9 protein-coding genes are annotated in these 18,370 nt (G+C 41.7%); all 9 read right to left on the bottom strand.

Annotated elements, in window-relative coordinates; all coding sequences use genetic code 11:
• Positions 1 to 6,111: DUF1542 domain-containing protein (locus ACERDH_RS07015; RefSeq protein WP_415741914.1), on the bottom strand; the 6,111-nt coding region annotated here is incomplete at its 3' end.
• Positions 6,112 to 6,461: 350 nt separating this feature from the next.
• Positions 6,462 to 7,385 (bottom strand): Rpn family recombination-promoting nuclease/putative transposase, encoded by a 924-nt coding sequence (locus tag ACERDH_RS07020; protein WP_386685475.1) that lies wholly within the window; start codon positions 7,383 to 7,385, stop codon positions 6,462 to 6,464.
• A gap of 100 nt (positions 7,386 to 7,485) precedes the next feature.
• Entirely contained in the window at positions 7,486 to 9,174 is a 1,689-nt protein-coding gene (locus ACERDH_RS07025; protein WP_386685477.1) for an alpha-L-fucosidase, read from the bottom strand.
• A 1-nt stretch (position 9,175) separates the two neighbouring features.
• Positions 9,176 to 12,964, bottom strand: coding sequence for a glycoside hydrolase family 2 TIM barrel-domain containing protein (locus tag ACERDH_RS07030; RefSeq protein ID WP_386685478.1), 3,789 nt, complete (start codon positions 12,962 to 12,964; stop codon positions 9,176 to 9,178).
• 185 nt (positions 12,965 to 13,149) lie between these two features.
• The gene (locus ACERDH_RS07035; protein ID WP_004235732.1) at positions 13,150 to 14,034 is read right to left on the bottom strand and encodes an SPFH domain-containing protein; all 885 of its coding nucleotides are present in this window, start codon (positions 14,032 to 14,034) and stop codon (positions 13,150 to 13,152) included.
• A gap of 764 nt (positions 14,035 to 14,798) precedes the next feature.
• Positions 14,799 to 16,304 carry a zinc ABC transporter substrate-binding lipoprotein AdcA gene (gene adcA / locus ACERDH_RS07040; RefSeq protein ID WP_386685480.1) on the bottom strand — a complete coding sequence of 502 codons (1,506 nt, stop codon included), beginning with the start codon at positions 16,302 to 16,304 and terminating at the stop codon, positions 14,799 to 14,801.
• Positions 16,305 to 16,313: 9 nt separating this feature from the next.
• The gene (locus ACERDH_RS07045; protein WP_141230613.1) at positions 16,314 to 17,120 is read right to left on the bottom strand and encodes a metal ABC transporter permease; all 807 of its coding nucleotides are present in this window, start codon (positions 17,118 to 17,120) and stop codon (positions 16,314 to 16,316) included.
• Positions 17,113 to 17,817 carry a metal ABC transporter ATP-binding protein gene (locus ACERDH_RS07050; RefSeq protein WP_001269496.1) on the bottom strand — a complete coding sequence of 235 codons (705 nt, stop codon included), beginning with the start codon at positions 17,815 to 17,817 and terminating at the stop codon, positions 17,113 to 17,115. Before ACERDH_RS07050 ends, ACERDH_RS07045 begins: the two co-directional genes overlap by 8 nt.
• Positions 17,817 to 18,257 carry a zinc-dependent transcriptional regulator AdcR gene (gene adcR / locus ACERDH_RS07055; protein ID WP_001249308.1) on the bottom strand — a complete coding sequence of 147 codons (441 nt, stop codon included), beginning with the start codon at positions 18,255 to 18,257 and terminating at the stop codon, positions 17,817 to 17,819. The genes ACERDH_RS07050 and adcR overlap by 1 nt, the downstream gene beginning before the upstream one ends.
• Positions 18,258 to 18,370: the final 113 nt, after the last annotated feature.

Consider the following 18,370-nt stretch of genomic DNA (forward strand, 5'->3'; position numbering starts at 1 on the left):
CGCTGTTTTTCCGTCTTTAGTCGTCACAGTTGCGTTTCCTTTGTCGTCAACGACTACTGTTGCGTCTGGATTTACTTCTTGTACTTTCGCTGCGATTGCGGATTTTTCTTCATCTGTTAATTTAGCTGGATCTTTGACTAGTGTCTTATCCGCTGGTTTTACGATGTCGTTGCCGGCGTTTGGTTTCGATGCGTCCGCTTCTGTCTTAACTAAGTCTTTTCCTGGAATTACGGCTGTTTTTCCGTCTTTAGTTGTGACTGTCGCATTTCCTTTGTCGTCAACGACTACTGTTGAGTCTGGATTTACTTCTTGTACTTTCGCTGCGATTGCGGATTTTTCTTCATCTGTCAATGCGCTCGGATTTTTTACTAATGTTTTGTCCGCTGGTTTAACGATGTCGTTTCCTGCATTTGGTTTCGATGCATCTGCTTCTGTTTTAACTAAGTCTTTTCCTAGAATTACTGCTGTTTTTCCGTCTTTAGTTGTGACTGTTGCGTTTCCTTTGTCATCAACTATTACTGTTGAGTCTGGATTTACTTCTTGTACTTTCGCTGCGATTGCCGCTTTCTCTTCATCTGTTAATGCGTTCGGATCTTTTACTAATGTTTTGTCCGCTGGTTTAACTACGTCATTTCCTGCGTTTGGTTTATTTACATCAGTTTCTGACCTGAATAAGTCTTCCGATGGAATCGTTGCTGTAGTACCATCTTTTAGAGTAACTGTCGCATTACCATTTTCATCGAATTTAACAGATTTAGTTTCTGGGTTTAATTCTCTTAATTTTTCTTCTGCTTTAGCTTGATCATCTGGGTCATTTGCTTCACCGACTACTTTATCTGCTGGTTTTACAATATTAGAGTTACCTGCTCCAGCTTTTTCTGTATCTTCTTTAGTTCTTACTAAATCCGATGCTGGAATTGCCGAAGTTTTACCATCTGGAGTAGAAACAGAAACAGTTCCATTTTCATCTATCGTTACAATAGCATCTGGATTAACCTCTTCAACTTTAGCAACAATCTTAGCTTTCTCTTCATCTGTCAAGTTAGCAGGATCTTTCACGATAACTTTATCAAGTGGTTTATTAATGTCGTTTCCACCTTTACCGTTATCTAAGTCTTCTTCGGTTTTAACTAATTTAGCTGGATTAATCGTTCCTTTATCACCATTTCCAGTAGTTACCTCGATTTTACCATTTTCGTTATATTTAACTTCTTTGGCTGTAGGATTAACTCTTTTAACTTCTTCTAAGATTTTAGCTTTTTCTTCATCTGTTAATGCACTTGGGTCTTTTACAAGAACTTTGTCAATTGGTCTATTGATATCTCCAATTGCTTTAATAGCTGCCTTATCTGCTTCTTCTATTACATTAACATCTTCTACACTACTTACTGCGTCGATTGCTGCTTTAGCTTTATTCGCAACTTTATCTACTTTAGCTTTTAATGCTTCTTTAGCTTTAGGAGATAAATCATTACGAGCATCGATTTCTGCTTTTTTAGCTTTTGCTTCTTCATCGATTGCTTTACGAGCATTTGGTTTATCTTCGACTAATGGTAAAGATTTTTCGATTTCAGCTTTTGCTTCGTCTTCTAAAGCTTTAACATCTGCATCTGATTTAGCTGCATCGATTTCTTTTTTAGCCTGTTCTGCGATTGCTCTTGCTGCATCCGCTGCTACTTTCTTCTCTTCGTCTGTAGCGTCAGGTGTATTTTCAATAGCTTTTAATTGCTCTGCTAATTTGTCATCGATTGCTTTCTTAGCTACTGGTTTTGCTTTCGCTTCTGGATTAATTGCTTTAACTGCTGATGTTCCCGCAGTTTCCGCTTCTTTTACGGCTGCATCTGTTGTGGCTTTATCTACATTTTCTTTTGCTTTATCAGCTACCGCTTTTGCTTCTTCTTTCGCCGCAGCTTTTTCTTCATCTGTTAAATCAGTACGTGCATCAATTTCTGCTTCTTTCGCTTTTAATGCTTCATCAATTGCTTTCTTAGCCGCTGGCTTAGCTTTCGCTTCTGGATTTACCGCTTTAACTTCTGATACTCCCGCATTTTCTGCTTCTTTTACAGCTGCATCTGTTGTGGCTTTATCTACATTTTCTTTTGCTTTATCAGCTGCTGCTTTTGCTTCTTCTTTTGCTGCAGTTTTTTCTTCATCTGTTAAATCAGTACGTGCATCAATTTCTGCTTCTTTCGCTTTTAATGCTTCATCAATTGCTTTCTTAGCCGCTGGCTTAGCTTTCGCTTCTGGGTTTACTGCTTTAACATCTGCTACACCTTTATCTTTAGCTGCATCTACCGCTTGTTGAGCTGCTGTTGCTTCTTCTGGTGTATCTACAGTATCAGGTTGAGCATTGATTGCATCAGTAGCTGCTTTTGCTTTATCTTGCGCTTCTTTCTTAGCTGCGTCTTTTTCTTCTTGTGTTAAGTCATCACGAGCGTCGATTTCTGCTTCTTTTTTAGTTAGCTCATCTGCTACAGCTTGTTTTGCTGCTTCTTTTGCTACTGGATTTACAGTTGCAATATTGTCTGTTCCTGTAGTTTGTGCTGCTTCAACTTCTGCATCTGTTGTTGCATTGTCGATTGCTTTTTTCGCTGCATCTGCAAGGTTTTTCGCCGCTAATTTTGCTGCTGCTTTTTCTTTATCTGATAAATCTGTACGCGCATCGATTGCTTCTTCTTTCGCTTTTAATGCATCATCAATTGCTTTTTTCGCTACTGGTTTTTTAGCTGCTTCTGGATTTACTGCTTTAACCTCTGATACTCCAGTGTTTTTCGCTGTATCTACTGCTTGTTGAGCTGCTGTCGCTTTATCTGCTGAATCTGTAATAGCTGGTTGAGCATTAATAGCATCAGTTGCTGCTTTTGCTTTGTCTTGCGCTTCTTTCTTAGCTGCGTCTTTTTCTTCTTGTGTTAAGTCATCACGAGCGTCGATTTCTGCTTCTTTTTTAGTTAGCTCATCTGCTACAGCTTGTTTCGCTTGTTCTTTAGCGATTGGGTGTACTGATGTTACATCTGCAACGCCTTTATCTTCTGCATCATTAACAATTTTTTGTGCTGCTGCCGCTGCATCTGCTGTTTCTGCATTATCAGGTTGAGCTTCAACTTTTGCAAGTTCTGCATCTGCTAATTTCTTAGCTTCTGCTTTTGCTGTATCTTTTTCTGCTTGTGTTAAATCTGTACGAGCATCAATTTCTTTATTTTTAGCTGTTAATGCATTGGCAATAGCTTCTTTTGCATTTTCTTTCGCAATCGGGTTAACTTTACCGAATTCTGTAGTCCCAGCATTTTTCGCTGTATCTACATCTGCATCTGTTGTTGCTGCATCAATTGCTTTTGTTGCATCTTCAGCTGCTTTGTTAATTTTAGCGATAGCCGCATCTTTTTCTGCTTGACTTAGGTTTGTGTCAGCATTAATTGCATCGGCTTTGGCTTTACGCTCTGCTTCAACGTCCGCTTTAGCTGCATCTTTTTTCGCTACTACTGGGTTATCAGCTGCGATTGCAGTTGTACCTGCTTCTTTCGCTTTTTCTAATTCTGCTTTTGTCGCTACATTTGCATCGTTAATTGCGGCTACAGCTTTTTCTTTATCTGCATTTACTTTTGCGATTGCTGCTGCTTTTTCTTCATCAGTTGCATTTGGAGTTTTGTTGATTTCAGCAATTTTATCTTCCGCTGCTTTGTTAACTGCATCAATTGCTGGTTGTTTGTTAAGGTTAACGAACTCAGAAAGTGGTTTTTTATCTACAGATCCATCTTTATAAGTTACTACTAAATCAGTGCCAACTTTTGTGATTGTATCAATTCTTTCATCTTTTTCAGCTACTTCTTGGCCGCGTTTAGCTTCTAAATTCTTATCTGGATTTGTTTTTGAGTATTCTAATTTAAGTTTTTCTTTGATTTTGTTAAACTCATCATCTGTTACAGCTGATGGGTCTGTTACCACTACTTTATCAGAATCTGCAAGTGATTGAATGTCATATTTTTGAGTTTGAGGTTTAAGCATTACTCTGAATGCACCAATATCAGCTGCACTAGTTCCATTACCTGTAATTTCTCCTCCATCAGCATCGGTAGCCCTTACATAACGCCATCCTAAAGCTACACCCTCTGGATTTTCTCCTTTAGTCGCTGCTTTTAGTTTGTCTAATGTGAAAGTTCCTTCTGGTGCTGGAGTTCCTGAATATGTAATTACCGCCGGTGAATCTTCACTTGCTGTTGTTTCTGCACTGAAAGTATTCGCAGTATATCCATATTGAGTATTAATTTTATTAGCTTCACCAGCTACTGGTTTAAACTCTTGGTTACTACCACCTCTTACTGTAGCACTGACAATTTTTCCGCTATCATCTTTGATTTTAATATCAAATGAGTTTTCTTCCGCACCGTATACAAATACTTCTTTTTTATTTGGTGCTGGATCTGAGAATGGGATTTCAGCTGTTGGCGCTTGGTTATCTCTTACAATTACTTTTCTAGTAATTGTATTCCCAGAGTCTTTACCTTGACTGTCTACCGCTTTAAGAACTAATGTGTATTCACCTGGCGTTGCAGTGTTAAATGTTGTTGCACTTGCTCCATTAACTGATACTAATTTAGCTTTTACTGGATCACCGACAGTAAGTTTTGCATCATCTTCTTTGTCTGCTACAGTTGCTAGAGTTGCAATGTCAAATGCTTCGCCTTTTTTCACAACTACGTCGCTTCCATTATCTGTTGCTGCAATTGTAGGTGCTTCGTTCGTTGCAGTTAATGTTAGACGTTTAGCTTCTGCTGCTTCTGTTGTTCCAGGTTGAGCTCCCCCTGCCGCACTGTAACCAGATTGCGCTTGCAAGTTAATTCCGTTAGCACCTTCTTTAATTACGTTTTGAAGGAATGTTAATTTTACTGTATGGAAAATAGGATCATCTTGAGTATCTGCCATAGCTGCAGTTAGTGTTGATGTATCTTGAGATTGAGGATTCCCTCCGTTCATAACTACTTGACGGTCCCAAGAACCTTCGAATCCTACCCATAAATTATTCGCATCTTTCGGAACTTTTACCAATACTTCTTTTTGTCCTGCAACTACTGTATCATTAACAAATTTTGGACGTCCAAGATAAACTCGTGTATCATCGTTTAATTTATTATTTTCACCCTTGTATTGAACAGTAATCTTAGTTTCTTCTGCAACTTTATTGTGTGGATCACTACCAGATTTTAATGGTGCCTCTAAATTCACAGTCCATTTTCCATTAGTTACTACTGTTTCATAAGTTTTTGTAACTCCTCCTGGAGTTGCGACTGTCACTACTACAGTCTTACCATTCGTTCCAGGTCCTGATAAAGTAGTATCCGCAGATGTTACACCACGACGGTGATTATATGCTGCATCTCTATAATCTACAGTATTTGTAACTTGAGGAGAACCTGAATCGTTTCTTCTAAAACCTGCACCTTCTTCAGCATCTGCAGGAATGGCATGCGAATTAGCCGCACTTGGTTCTGTGTTTTCTGCTTTTTTACCTACAGTTTCTTTTCCGTTAGTAGTATCTACCTTTGGAGCTTCCGTTTTCTCTACCGGTTTGTTTTTCAATTTTGAGCTTACTACAGTGACAAGCTTGTTGTAGGCTGCTTTTAGTTCATCTTGACTGGTTGCAGAAGCAAGCACAGACTTGGCAGAGGATAATTCAGAATTTAAAAGAGCGAGACTCTCCTCTGTCTTATTAGCATATTTACCTGCTGAAATTTTCCCTTCAATTTCAGTGATATAGCTTTCCAATTGTGACTTATCCAAAGTTGGAGTTGGTTTTGCTGATTCTTCTGGTTTAGAAGCTGACTCTGATTGTGCAACAACATTTTCTTCTGGTTTAGAAGTCACTTCTGTTGCTGAAGCATCAGGTTGGACAATCTTTTCTCCATCTTGAGAAGCTTTGTCTTCAATAGTTTTTTCAATAGCTGTTACATCTTGTTTCCCAAGCTCATCGGCTGATACAGCTCCATTTCCTAGGAACATGAAAAGAGCAGCCACTGCTACACTCGCTGCACCAAAACTATATTTACGGATTGAATAACGCGTCACTCTTTCACGACGCAAATTCTCTGAACGATTGACAGATGATTTATTTTGCATGAATAAAATCTCCTATAAAAAATAATGTTTTTAATTTTTCCATCTTTTTTGATGATTACTGTAGTTGGTAGAGACTATAAAAAATCAACATATTTTTAAATAATTCCCTATCTGTAATTTTAAATTATTTTAAACAAAAATGCAAACGATTTGTCCTGTAAAATCCCCCCCATCCCCCGAAAAATCAAACCTCTCTGTCCAATTTTAAACACTTTGCTCTTTCATTTTTTTACATTTTTAAACATAGAATTTTCTGTATTTACTATTTTATTTTTAAGTCGATATATTTATATTTGTTATGGATTAAAAAAACATGCTATCTCATACGATAACATGTCGTTTTTTACTATTCACAACAGTGCCTCAAACTCAGCGACAGTCATGCCTAATTGCTGGCTGGCAACCTCCGGTGTCAGAAGCCCCTGGCGAACGAGGTTTAGTAGCATAGACAAACTACCTTCAGCTTTCCCACGTTCCAGTCCCTGTTCGATACCTTCCGATCGTCCTTGTTCAAGACCTTCTGCCCTAGCTGTTTCCAAAGCATAGTCCTGCGCTAACAAGGCTTGCTCTTCTCGCATACGTAGTTGACTAAACATTTTCCTGTCCTCCTCGGACCAGCTCTTATAGTCCAGCAGTTGGTCTGCTTGGCTGATGGCTCGCTCGGGTTGTTGGGTAAAGGGTTTGTTTCCGAAAAACTCCAACCACGGCTTGCGAACCTCGTCTTTGCTGGTTTCTCTGTATTTTTTTAATTCCAAGAACGCCATCTTGACCAGATGGTTTTCTTGTCCATTGTTTGTGATGGTTAAGACCTCACCTGTCGTATCCTCGCGCATACTAAAACTATGAAAAGCCAAATCATCTGAGAAATAATTGCTGTCCACAATTGCGATAGCATATACCGGTGCTATGTGTTTATAACTCTGGTGAGTATTTCCTTCTTGCTGGCAAATTTTTTCTAGATTTTGATTGACCTGACTGCAAAGATAAGCCCACAAACGATTGATGAAAAAATTCTGATGATGCACTTGAATCTCAATAATGACCTGAGTACCGTTGTCCAATTCCGCCAAGACGTCTATACTGGTATAGAAATCCTGGGCCGAGTAAGGTAGGGAAGGTAAGACGTGAATGTTACTTCCCTCCAAAATCGTCACATTTTTTGCTGGCAAGTCCAGCATATCGCGAATAAATTGACAAGTGATTTCAGGGTTGCTAAAAATCTTCTTAGCTACCAAGTCATTGGTTGGGCTGATGCCCGGATGTCTGAGAATCATCCTTTTCCTCCTTTTATTATACCATAGTTTTAAATCTAATTTTGCTAGATTATATGGTTCTATCTATTTATTCGAAAAGGAAATGAATTGTGAAGATGTTTTATCTCGTTTCAACTAAAATATGAGCTTGATCAACCAATTGTCCATCAACAGTCAGATTCAGATAGAAATCTAAGGTCTTATCAGCGGCAAAATACAGGGTTGGTAGGCACAAATCTTTTGTGCTTTCCCCTGCTTGGAATTGAAGGACTTGAATCTCGTCCTGATAGGCGACACCATGGACACCTGTCCCCGGTTGAATCGAAATCTTAGCCTCTAAAGAGGAGCTACTTTCGCTACGTTCAATCCTAAAATGAAGAGTCTCTCCCTTTGTCACAGCTAGACTTTTTTCTGCAAATGCTAGTCCCTGAACAGCTACCTTTTGTGATAACCTCGGAGTTTTATAGAGGGCAATCTTGGTCAATACAGGCATAGATTGTGCCTCGGTAATGATCACGCGAACCTTCTGTGCCTCTACTAGCGGACCTCGCAGGAGGCGCTTATGACCAACTGTAAAGCCCTTGCCAAATTCTTGCCAGACGCCATCCATCTCTACTTGCACATAAAAAGTAGCGATTCGTTGCCCTAGCTTCAAATCTTCTCTTAACTCAATTACATCAAAAGTTTTAGGTGACGCTAAATTGAGTTCTAACTGGATTGGCAATCCCTCATCGCTTGCCCAAGAGCTGGTTTCAAGGCCATCTGTTAGATGATAACAAGCAAAGTCTGCGGAGAGAGCAGGACCAGATACCTCAGCTCCCAGAGCCAAATCTTCTTTATAGAGCTCATTGCGATAGGTCGCAAATTCATAGAGGCGTTCAATATCCTTTGCATCAAATAGCCCATCTTGATTCGGCGGAATATTAAGTAGGAGCGGGGTTCCTCTCCCCACTGAGTGAAAATAGATTTCGACCAACTCCTCAAGAGACTTAGGATCCTGCTCTTCATGGTAAAACCAACCCGGTCGAATGGAGACATCTGCCTCACCGATTGAAAAAATCGTGCCTGAGGGATCTCCGTGCTGAAGATAGTCCAGCTCTGCTTCTGTTCCTAGTTTGTCAGGATTTACCTTTTGCCACAGGGGATCACCCGCATATCCTCGTTCATTGCCAATCCAGCGAATGCTGGTGCCTTCTGTTGAAAAAATCAAGCAATCACCCTGCAGGTCACGAATGGTTTCAAACCATTTTTCAAATTCATAATTGACCTTTTGTGCGCCCTCTCCTCTAGCACCATCCATCCATACCTCAGCAAATTTCCCTGCATTGCCATAGGCAGGATTTGATAAAATCTCCTTCAACTGTGCCAGATAATAGGCATTATAGTCCGCTTCTCGCTCCACATGATAGAGAGGACTGTGGGCATCCCAGGGTGACAGGTAGACCCCCATATCCATATCAAATTCTGTAGCAGCTTGGGATACTTCAAGGAGCAAGTCCCCCTCTCCATTCCTCCAAGGACTAGCCTTGACCGAATAGTCTGTATAAGCCGTCGGATAGAGGACAAAGCCATCGTGGTGCTTGACCACCAAAATCAACTTTTTAAAGCCCGTTTCCTTGAGTACACGAACCCACTCACGCGCATCTAGCTGTGTTGGGTTAAAGCGTTCAGGGTCCTCCTGACCTGTCCCCCATTCCTGATCATAAAAAGTATTGGGACCAAAATGGATAAAGGCTGCTAGTTCATCCTCTAAATACGCTAGCTGGGCCTGACTAGGCAAGGGGCCGTGCGGTTTTATTTCTCTTACCATATTACTTCCTATCTACATTTTTCTTTACTTTTTTGGCATGTACTTGCAATTCTGTTAACGCTAGGGGACTTGCCAAGTTTTCAAATCTAAGACGAAGGGCATAGGTCTCCACCTTGTCAAATTCAAAACGAAGCTCTTCACCCCTATCACTTGAAACCTTTCGGATGCCTGATACAGGTCGCCAATTCTTTTCTTGTTTGAGAGCAGAATCCTTATCCAAATGGTTTGGAGTCCGAGGCAAACTAGGCTCATTCCCTATGTAATAATCAATAAAGGTCGGTTCCACCGCCGCGTATTCTTGATTCTCAACATAATACAAGGTCACGTTATCCACGAATCGCGGTTTTAAAATCCCTGCATCTCCAAAAATAATGCCCACGCTGGCTTGCTCTGACTTGGCAATCCAAGTATTGGCTGTCGATTTCTTCCGAGAAATGACCTTGTCATTGAGGTAAGAGGCTGGGTGATTCGGTTCTGAATGAGAAGCAAAGACCAGAGGCAGGTTGGATCCTGTCCACTGATTGGAAATAACTTCCCCATCTACACCGGCAGCTGTCACATGGATGGTAACTGTTGCCGGCAACTCACAGCCCGCTACCTGCCCTGTGAGTACACATTCTCCTACCTGAGCATAGACTTGGGGGTCGAGTTCATTCCAAGTCACCTTGGACGTATCTCGTCTGCCATCTGATAAGACTAGCTTAACTCGGTCTGGTAAATGTGGGGGTTCCTTGACAAGCGTCCAAACCCTTTCGGGTTCAATAGTGCAAATCCCTTGAACACAAACCTGAGCAGAAGCCTTTAAATCCAAACCCTCTAGCTGACCAGATACCGTAAACTCATGAAAGCTTGCTATATCTTCTTCCGAGATTGCTTCCCAGACAACCTTGACTCGTTTTGCACCGCCAAACTCATAGTCCACCAAAACTGAAGATGGAAGCTGTGGATAAGTTCCCTTATTTGTATACAAGCGAAGTGGTCTTACAGAAACTGCTCGGCCTAGCGAAGTATTTTCTGCCACCTGCAAATGAGTTTGATAGGTCTTTCCTTGATAAATGGCGCGAATAGCCAAGTCGCCTGCAGACAAGCAATAAAGCACTCCCTGCTTGATAATGGCGTGGGCACTACCACTCGTCTCCCAAATCACTTCACTATTCCCCACCTTGTTCACAGGGTTATCCACAATTTGTGGATAAAGTCCAATCGCTGTGGAATCCCCTTCTTGTAAGCCTGCCTGCTTGTCCACTCGAATCTCAAACAAGCGCTTATTTTTCACTGGCTGGGTAGCCAAAGCCTCTCCCACTAAGATATCAAAACTTGCTGGCTCTAGCCCTCTGGCACTAGCTTTTACTCTTACTTGACCTACCTGCTCCAAGCTCTGAACCAAAAGGACACCTCTGCCATGAAAGGCTTTCCGCTTAAATCGACCATTTTTCTGAGCCTGATAACGTTCACGACTGGCCTGCCTTCCATTATCCACACCCACAATACGAGCAGGTCCTTCAATTTCAAAATGAAGCTGATTGGAAGCGCTCGGCACCCAATTTCCATCTTTATCCAATACATCAAAATAGAGATAAAGGAGGTCTTGCCCATCTGACTCCAGTTGTGTTTTCTCGCTATGTAACCTGATTTTGGCTGGCTTACCTGCAGTCACCACCCTATCTTCTGCCACAAGCTGACCTTGACGGTCATAGGCCACAGCATGCAATTCTCCTGGTTGATAAGCCAAGCGCCATTCGAGATAGAGTTGGTCAGAACCTTCTCCCTCTTGGTATTTCCGACCGTCTGAAGTCCATTTTTCCTGAAAAGTCTTCCTACCTTGAGATTTTCCATTGAGAAATAGCTCTACTGAACCAGCATTTGAATACACTCGAACAGGGATATCCCCACACTTATCCACAACTTGTTGATAACTCTTGTGGATTTCCCAATTCCAGTGGGGCAGGATATGAACCATGGGATGCTGATTACCATCCAACCACTGACTTTGGTAGAGATAATAATCATTTTTAGGAATCCCTGCTGTGTCCACAATCCCAAAATAGGAGCTCTTGACAGGTGTGTCATTTTGATTGTGCCAAGGAGTCGGCTCACCGATATAGTCCACTCCTGTCCAGATAAACTGACCTGCGTAGTCTAGCCGATTTCTATCTGCTATCCAAGAAGCCGTCGCTGTCTTCCCCCAAGGAACTCGATCATTTCCATAGTCCGACTGTTCAAAATTCCGCACGCGGCGATTATCCCCAACCCATTCCTTATCTGGGCGAAAATAACTATCACGAGTTCGGGTAGCCGATGAGGTTTCAGAGCCATAAAGTCGCCACTTGGGATGTCTTTTACGAATTCCATCAATATTGTCTTCCGAGTAATTTAAGCCCACCACATCCAGCAAATCCGCAATCTTTTCATGACCTCCAGAACCATCTCCAAAGCGAAATTGATCCATTCCCATGGTCACAAAACGGCTATCATCAACCTCCTTGACCCTCTCTAGCAAGCGTTTGATAGTCTTCAATGAATGAGCATCTCCATTTGCTTCACTGACTTCATTTCCTAAGGACCACATAAAAATAGCTGGATTGTTCTTGCCACGCTCAACCATGGTGCGCAAATCGTAATCTGACCAGAAATCGCCTGCTTTCGCTTCTGGATGAGTCGCTTCTTCCTCAAAAAAGCGACCATAGTCATATTCTTTCTTACCTCCATACCAGGTATCAAAGGCTTCTTCTTGGATAAGTAGTCCCATTTTGGCGGCCACATCTAGCAAGATACTACTAGCCGGATTATGGGTAATTCGAATCGCATTGACACCCATTTCCTTCATCTGCCGCAAGCGTCTCTCAGCAGCTGACCTGTTTTCCACAGCTCCCAGCGCTCCATAGTCATGATGCAGACAAACCCCATGAATCTTCAACCAGCGCCCATTTAGAAAGAAGCCCTTATCTGCTTGCCAATCCATATAGCGGTAACCAAAGGTTTCTTCTTCTTCATCAACTAAAATGCCATTTTTATAAAGGCGAGTCTTCAATTGGTAAAGGTGGGGATGGTCAATATCCCAAAGCAAAGGTTGAAAAATTGATATTGCTTGTTGGAAATGATGTTTGTCCCCAGCTTCAATAACTAGAGAGTCTGTCTCTTGCCAGTCAGAAATCCGCTGTTTTTCATACCAGATACTCTGTTCCAAATATACCAACACAGACTGAGATCCGTCATTTGAAACCTTACTTTCAAGCTGAGTTTCCACCCATCCATCTCTTTGTTCTTTTAGTTTAGGACTTTCTATCTTAATCCCATACAAATCCAGATGCACCAGATCTGTAATCAGCAATTTTACTTCTCGATAAATACCGCTACCAGAGTACCAACGACTGCTAGGTTGCTGATTGTCGACAAAAACCGCAAGCTGATTGGTTGTCCCATCGTTTCTTAGATAAGGCGTGATATCATAAGAAAAGGGTGCGTAGCCATTGGGATAATAGCCCAGCACTTGTCCATTGATATAGACTTGGGCATTCATATAAACCCCGTCAAAGAGCAAACGCACCGATACAAGACTGGCATCTTCTTCCAAGTAAAACTGCGTCCGGTACCAAGCCTGACCCCCGTTTAACTGACCACCCTCATTTTGCGCTGGCGAATACTGGTCAAAATCATTGTAAATACTCCAGTCGTGTGGCACTTGAATAGCCTGCCAATTTTCCCTCTGAAAATCTGGTGCCAAGGCATCTTCTTTCCCCACTTCCTGGCTAAAAAACCAGTGATTTCGTAAAACTTCTTCTCTTCTCATACAAACAATCCTCTTTAAATGACTCGATTTACTTGACTATAGCACAAAACAAAAGCGCTTTCAAGACTTCCTCCATCACTCCCTAAATACTCAGAAAAGATTCTATAATTTGTGGAGGAGGATTTTAGTTCACAAACCCACGATCGTAAAACAAAAAAGAGCCTGTTGCCAAGCTCTTTAGTCTATTATTTCTTCTCAGCGCGGAGGGCTGACAAGATTTGTGTACGGATATCATCCACACCATTTGGCGTATTTGGCAAAAAGATCGTTTGATTTCCTTTAGAAGCAAAGGTATTCAAAGTGTCCAAATACTGGTTGGTCAAGAGGATAGACATGATTTGTTCTTCTGTCATGCCAACATTGGCTTCCTTGAGTTCTGTGATAGACTCTGCCAATCCATCCACAATCGCCTTACGCTGTTGGGCAATCCCCACACCATGAAGGCGGTCTTTTTCTGCTTCGGCTTCAGCTGCAGTGACGATTTTAATCTTGTCAGCTTCAGCCAATTCTTGCGCTGCGACCCGCTTACGTTGTGCCGCATTGATTTCATTCATGGATTGCTTAACTTCTGCATCTGGTTCAACCTTGGTAATCAAGGTTTTCACGATAATGTAGCCGTAAGTAGTCATTTCTTCTGCTACTTGGTGTTGAACTTCAAGGGCAATCTCGTCTTTTTTCTCAAACAATTCATCCAAGGTTAATTTTGGAACAGAAGAGCGAAGAGCATCTTCGATATAAGATTTAATCTGAGATTCTGGACGCATGAGTTTATAGTAGGCATCTGTCACGCTCTGCTCATTAACACGGTACTGAGTCGCTACATTCATCATAACAAACACATTATCCTTGGTTTTAGTCTCAACCACAATATCGCTTTGCAACAAGCGCAACTGAATCCGCGCTGCAATCGAGTCAATCCCAAAAGGCAAGCGAATATGAATACCGCTATTGGCAACCTTTTGGTATTTCCCAAAGCGTTCAATAATCGCCACCGACTGCTGACGAACCACATAAACTGTACTCAGTGTGACTATCACCAATAGGAGCACACAAACCACCACAAAAATCATCAAAAATGTTGCCATTATCGTGACCTCCATCATTATTTTTCCTGTATTATAGCACATTTAAAGAAGGCTGTGCAGTTTTTACTGCTATTTTTCCTGAAATGTCAATAATTAGAGGCGAATTGTCACATTGTCGTCTAATCTCTTGCTAAAACAACTGGTAAAGAATTAGTGCACCATGATCGTTCTTTCTAACTCCGTTGATTATCAACATACTATCTGAGCTTTACAAGTCGTGGACAAAGAAACGAAGCAAGTAACGGTTAAGCCCTTTAAAAGACTCACAAAAAACATCATTACAATGAACCGCACTCCAATAGTTCAAGCATGAAGTGAGGTTGATGATCTAAATTTAGTATGGTATACTATTTTTGTCATCGGTTACCGATTACGTTCCTTACGGTTCGTGAGAGGAGGTGAAACTAATGAACCTTATCATAGAGCTCGCTCTTACTATTATAGCGGACGTCATAGCAGGAATTATCTTATATTTCGTCTGCAAATGGCTAGATAGTAAGGAGTAGACCGAGTGACTAGCCTATCAACACCCGTTAAATCGCTAAGATACGTCAAAAAAGCCCTTAACTACGGCCATAGTTAGGGGCTTTGGTGTTCTAATGAACCTTATCAACTAACTACATTCTAGCACATAACCCCCGATATTTCAAGAGTTTTATTTATTTTTTAAAGTTCTAAAAGGTCTATAATGAAGTTAGCCATCTAGTACCCAAAAACCGACTAGCTCTTATGAACTAGTCGGTTTCTCATCAATGCGCTAACATTTCTTGGGCGATTTCTTGGCCAGATAGGTTTTCTGGATAGTAGGTTGGCCAGTTATCCATTTCTTCAAAGAGGGCTTCTTGGCTTGTGCCTCCAAAGAAGATATGGAAATGTTCTGCCTTAACTGGGGCGATATTGTGGTCGCTAAACTGAACATACTTGAACTGTCCAGCGTCTGCATCTGTCGCTTCAAAGAGGAAGCGTACGCCACGATTGCCTTTCTTGTAAGTCAAGATTTTCTTACCAACATACTTATAAGTGTATTTCTTGCTTTGTCCACCTTGAACAAATTCCATAGTGTTATCAGTGATGTTGATCTTAGTGACATCTGTCTGATAGCCTTTTGTATAGTAGGCCTTGTACTCTTCCTTAGTCATCTTGCCAGTCAACTTAGCCTTGTAGTCAAAGACCTGATCAAACGTACCATCTTCAAGGAAAGGATAAACTGATTGCCAATTACCTGCATAGTCACTCAAGGTACGGTCCTTGACGTCTGCATCCTCAAAGTAACCATTTTGGACTGTCTTGGTATCCTCTGCCTTTTCAGGTTCGATTGCTGGGCCCTCTTGGTCCGTTGTTTGTTTCAAAGCCTTGAGGTTTTTCTCCATCACGGAAATATAGTTTTCACCAGCCTTAGTATCCTCTTCTGTCAGACTTTCTAAAGGATTAAGGACATCTGTTTTGACACCTGCCTCTTTTGAAAGTGTGTTAGCAAGGGCTTGTGAAGCATTTTCTTCGAAGTAGATATAGGCAATTTTATTTTTCTTAACGTACTCTGTCAATTCTGCCAAGCGAGCAGCTGATGGCTCTGTATCTGGAGAGAGGCCTGAGATTGCGACTTGTTTGAGTCCATAGTCCAAGGCAAGGTAGTTAAAGGCTGCGTGTTGAGTCACAAAGCTCTTTTGTTTGGCTTGAGACAAGCCTTCTGCATAAGACTTATCCAAGGCTTGCAATTTTTCGATATAGGCAGCTGCGTTCTTTTCAAAGGTCTCTTTTTTATCAGGATAATCTGCTGATAAGCTGTCACGGATGTGCTCCACAAGTTTGATGGCACGGACTGGTGATAACCAAACATGGGGGTCAAAATCATGGTGATGGCCTTCTTCTCCATGGTCATGGTCTCCCTCTTCTTCCTCGCCACCTGGTAAAAGCAACATATCGCCTGTCGCCTTGATGGTTTTGACCTTTTTCTTATCCAGGGTATCTAGCAATTTAGGTACCCATGTTTCCATGTTTTCATTTTCATAAACGAAGGTATCTGCGTCTTGGATTTTGGCAACCGACTTGGCAGATGGTTCATATTCATGGGGTTCTGTACCAGCACCGATTAGGAGTTCTACATTAGCCGTATCTCCTGCGACTTGCTTGGTAAATTCATAGACAGGATAAAAGGTTGTCACGATATTTAATTTGCCATCTGCTTGCTTTTGATTGGAACAAGCCACTAAAAATAAGGCACATAGACTGGCTAGCAGTAAGCTAATTTTTTTCATGTTCGTCTCCTATTTGATAAAACGTCTTACTAAACTAATAAGTAAAAAGACAGTTACAAAAATAATGGTAATACTTGCACTTGCAGGTGTTTCTGCATAGTAGGAAATGTAAAGTCCTGCTACCATTCCCAAAAATCCAATAGCACTGGCAAGCAACATAACCGATTTAAAGTTTTTCCCCAGACGCAGGGCAATACTAGCTGGCAAGACCATAATGGTCGATACCAGAAGAGCTCCCGCAGCAGGAATCATAAGGGCAATGGCCACCCCCGTCACCATGTTAAAAAGAATGGACATGGTACGAACTGGCAAGCCATCCACAAAGGCCGTATCCTCATCAAAGGTCAAAATGTACATTGGACGAAGGAAGAGGAAGGTCAAAAGCAAAACAACCGCCGCAATGACAAAGAGGGAAATAACCTGCTCTTCGCTGATAGTCACGATTGAACCAAAAAGGTACTGGTCCAAACTCATAGAACTCGAGCTTTTACCCTTGCTCATGACAATCAGAGAAACAGCCAGACCCGTTGACATGAGGATAGCTGTCCCGATTTCCATAAAGCTCTTGTAAACCGTACGGAGATACTCCAGAAAGACCGCCGCAATCAAGACAATAGCAATAGTGGAAATAGTCGGAGAAATCCCTAGTACCAGACCAAAGGCTACACCTGAAAGTGAGACGTGGCTGAGGGTATCACTCATCAAACTCTGACGGCGCAAGATAAGGAAGGTCCCCAATACTGGCGAGAAAAGACTCATGGCAATAACGGCCAGAAAGGCACGTTGCATAAAGTCATAAGATAACAAACTAAGCATGGCCCACCTCCTGATCATTCTCATGAACGTTGAAACAACGCCATGGCGAGTCTTGGTTACGGACTAGATGAATATTGCGGTCCGCATAGTCCTTAACTTCTTCAGGGTCATGAGTAATCATCAAAACAGCCTTGCCATGATGATGGGCGCTGTGGTGCATGAGTTCGTAAAATTCGTTTTTACTTCCTGCATCCATCCCCGTTGTCGGCTCATCTAGGATAAACACATCTGGATCCGAAGCAAACATACGTGCGATCACCGCTCGCTGCTTTTGTCCTCCAGATAGAGAACCCAAGCGTTTGTCTCGGTGTTCCCACATGCCAACTGAATCCAGACTAGCCTTGATATGCTCCTCATCATGAGCATTCAAGCGACGGAACCAGCCTTTTCGTGGATAACGACCCGACTTGACAAATTCGTAAACCGTACTTGGAAAACCCGCATTAAAACTGGCAATCTGTTGAGGAAGGTAGGCTATTCTCAATTTCTTACCCTGTGTATTTGTCTTTGAAATAGTCACCTTGCCAATGCGTGGTTGGAGGATACCAAGACTGGCCTTAATCAGTGTCGTCTTAGCTGCTCCATTTTCCCCTGTCAAGGTAACAAATTCCCCACTATCAACACTATAATTGATATGTTCAAGAACGGGCTCCTTATCATAATAGAAGGATAAATCCTCTACCGTAATGTATCTCATTATTTGATTTCTCCTACTAAAGCAGTCAAAAACCGCTGAATCACTTTTTGTTCATTTGGAGTAAACTGAGTTGCCACTTGTTCATAGGTTAAAAGTGTATGCTCATGGTGATGATGGTGCTCCTCAGCGATTGGACGAGCCAAATCAGTCAACTGATAAAAAATCACACGCGCATCCTTAGGATCTTTAGATGTTTCCAACATCCCTTCCTTGACCAAAGACTTAATGGCCTTGGTAACTGCTGCCTGACTGACATTGAGGCGACGCGCCAATTCTGAATTTGTTAAAGATTCCTCTGACAAGAGCATAAGAATGTGCTCCTGAGTATTGGTCAGGGCCACCTCGCTAGTACAATGACCTATTAGGATTTCATGCTGATTTTCTGCCTGCAAAATCACCTCATTCAAAAAAGCATCGATATCCTTCGCTAGCTGTCTCATATCTGACTCCTTTCCTTTTGGACTTCTCTTTTTTAAGAGAAAATACTATTCTTTGAAGAATTATTTACTGGTTAATTATATCACAACCAAAAAAAGAGTCAAGAAAAAACGTG

Source organism: Streptococcus bovismuti (genome assembly GCF_042436615.2).
Lineage (GTDB): Bacteria > Bacillota > Bacilli > Lactobacillales > Streptococcaceae > Streptococcus.

Bases quoted from the DNA above. Each gene is read 5' to 3' on its own strand.
- ACERDH_RS07035 (WP_004235732.1), bottom strand. From the start codon at position 14,034: ATGATTTTTGTGGTGGTTTGTGTGCTCCTATTGGTGATAGTCACACTG.
- ACERDH_RS07030 (WP_386685478.1), bottom strand. From the start codon at position 12,964: ATGAGAAGAGAAGAAGTTTTACGAAATCACTGGTTTTTTAGCCAGGAA.
- adcR (WP_001249308.1), bottom strand. From the start codon at position 18,257: ATGAGACAGCTAGCGAAGGATATCGATGCTTTTTTGAATGAGGTGATT.
- adcA (WP_386685480.1), bottom strand. From the start codon at position 16,304: ATGAAAAAAATTAGCTTACTGCTAGCCAGTCTATGTGCCTTATTTTTA.
- ACERDH_RS07045 (WP_141230613.1), bottom strand. From the start codon at position 17,120: ATGCTTAGTTTGTTATCTTATGACTTTATGCAACGTGCCTTTCTGGCC.
- ACERDH_RS07050 (WP_001269496.1), bottom strand. From the start codon at position 17,817: ATGAGATACATTACGGTAGAGGATTTATCCTTCTATTATGATAAGGAG.
- ACERDH_RS07025 (WP_386685477.1), bottom strand. From the start codon at position 9,174: ATGGTAAGAGAAATAAAACCGCACGGCCCCTTGCCTAGTCAGGCCCAG.
- ACERDH_RS07020 (WP_386685475.1), bottom strand. From the start codon at position 7,385: ATGATTCTCAGACATCCGGGCATCAGCCCAACCAATGACTTGGTAGCT.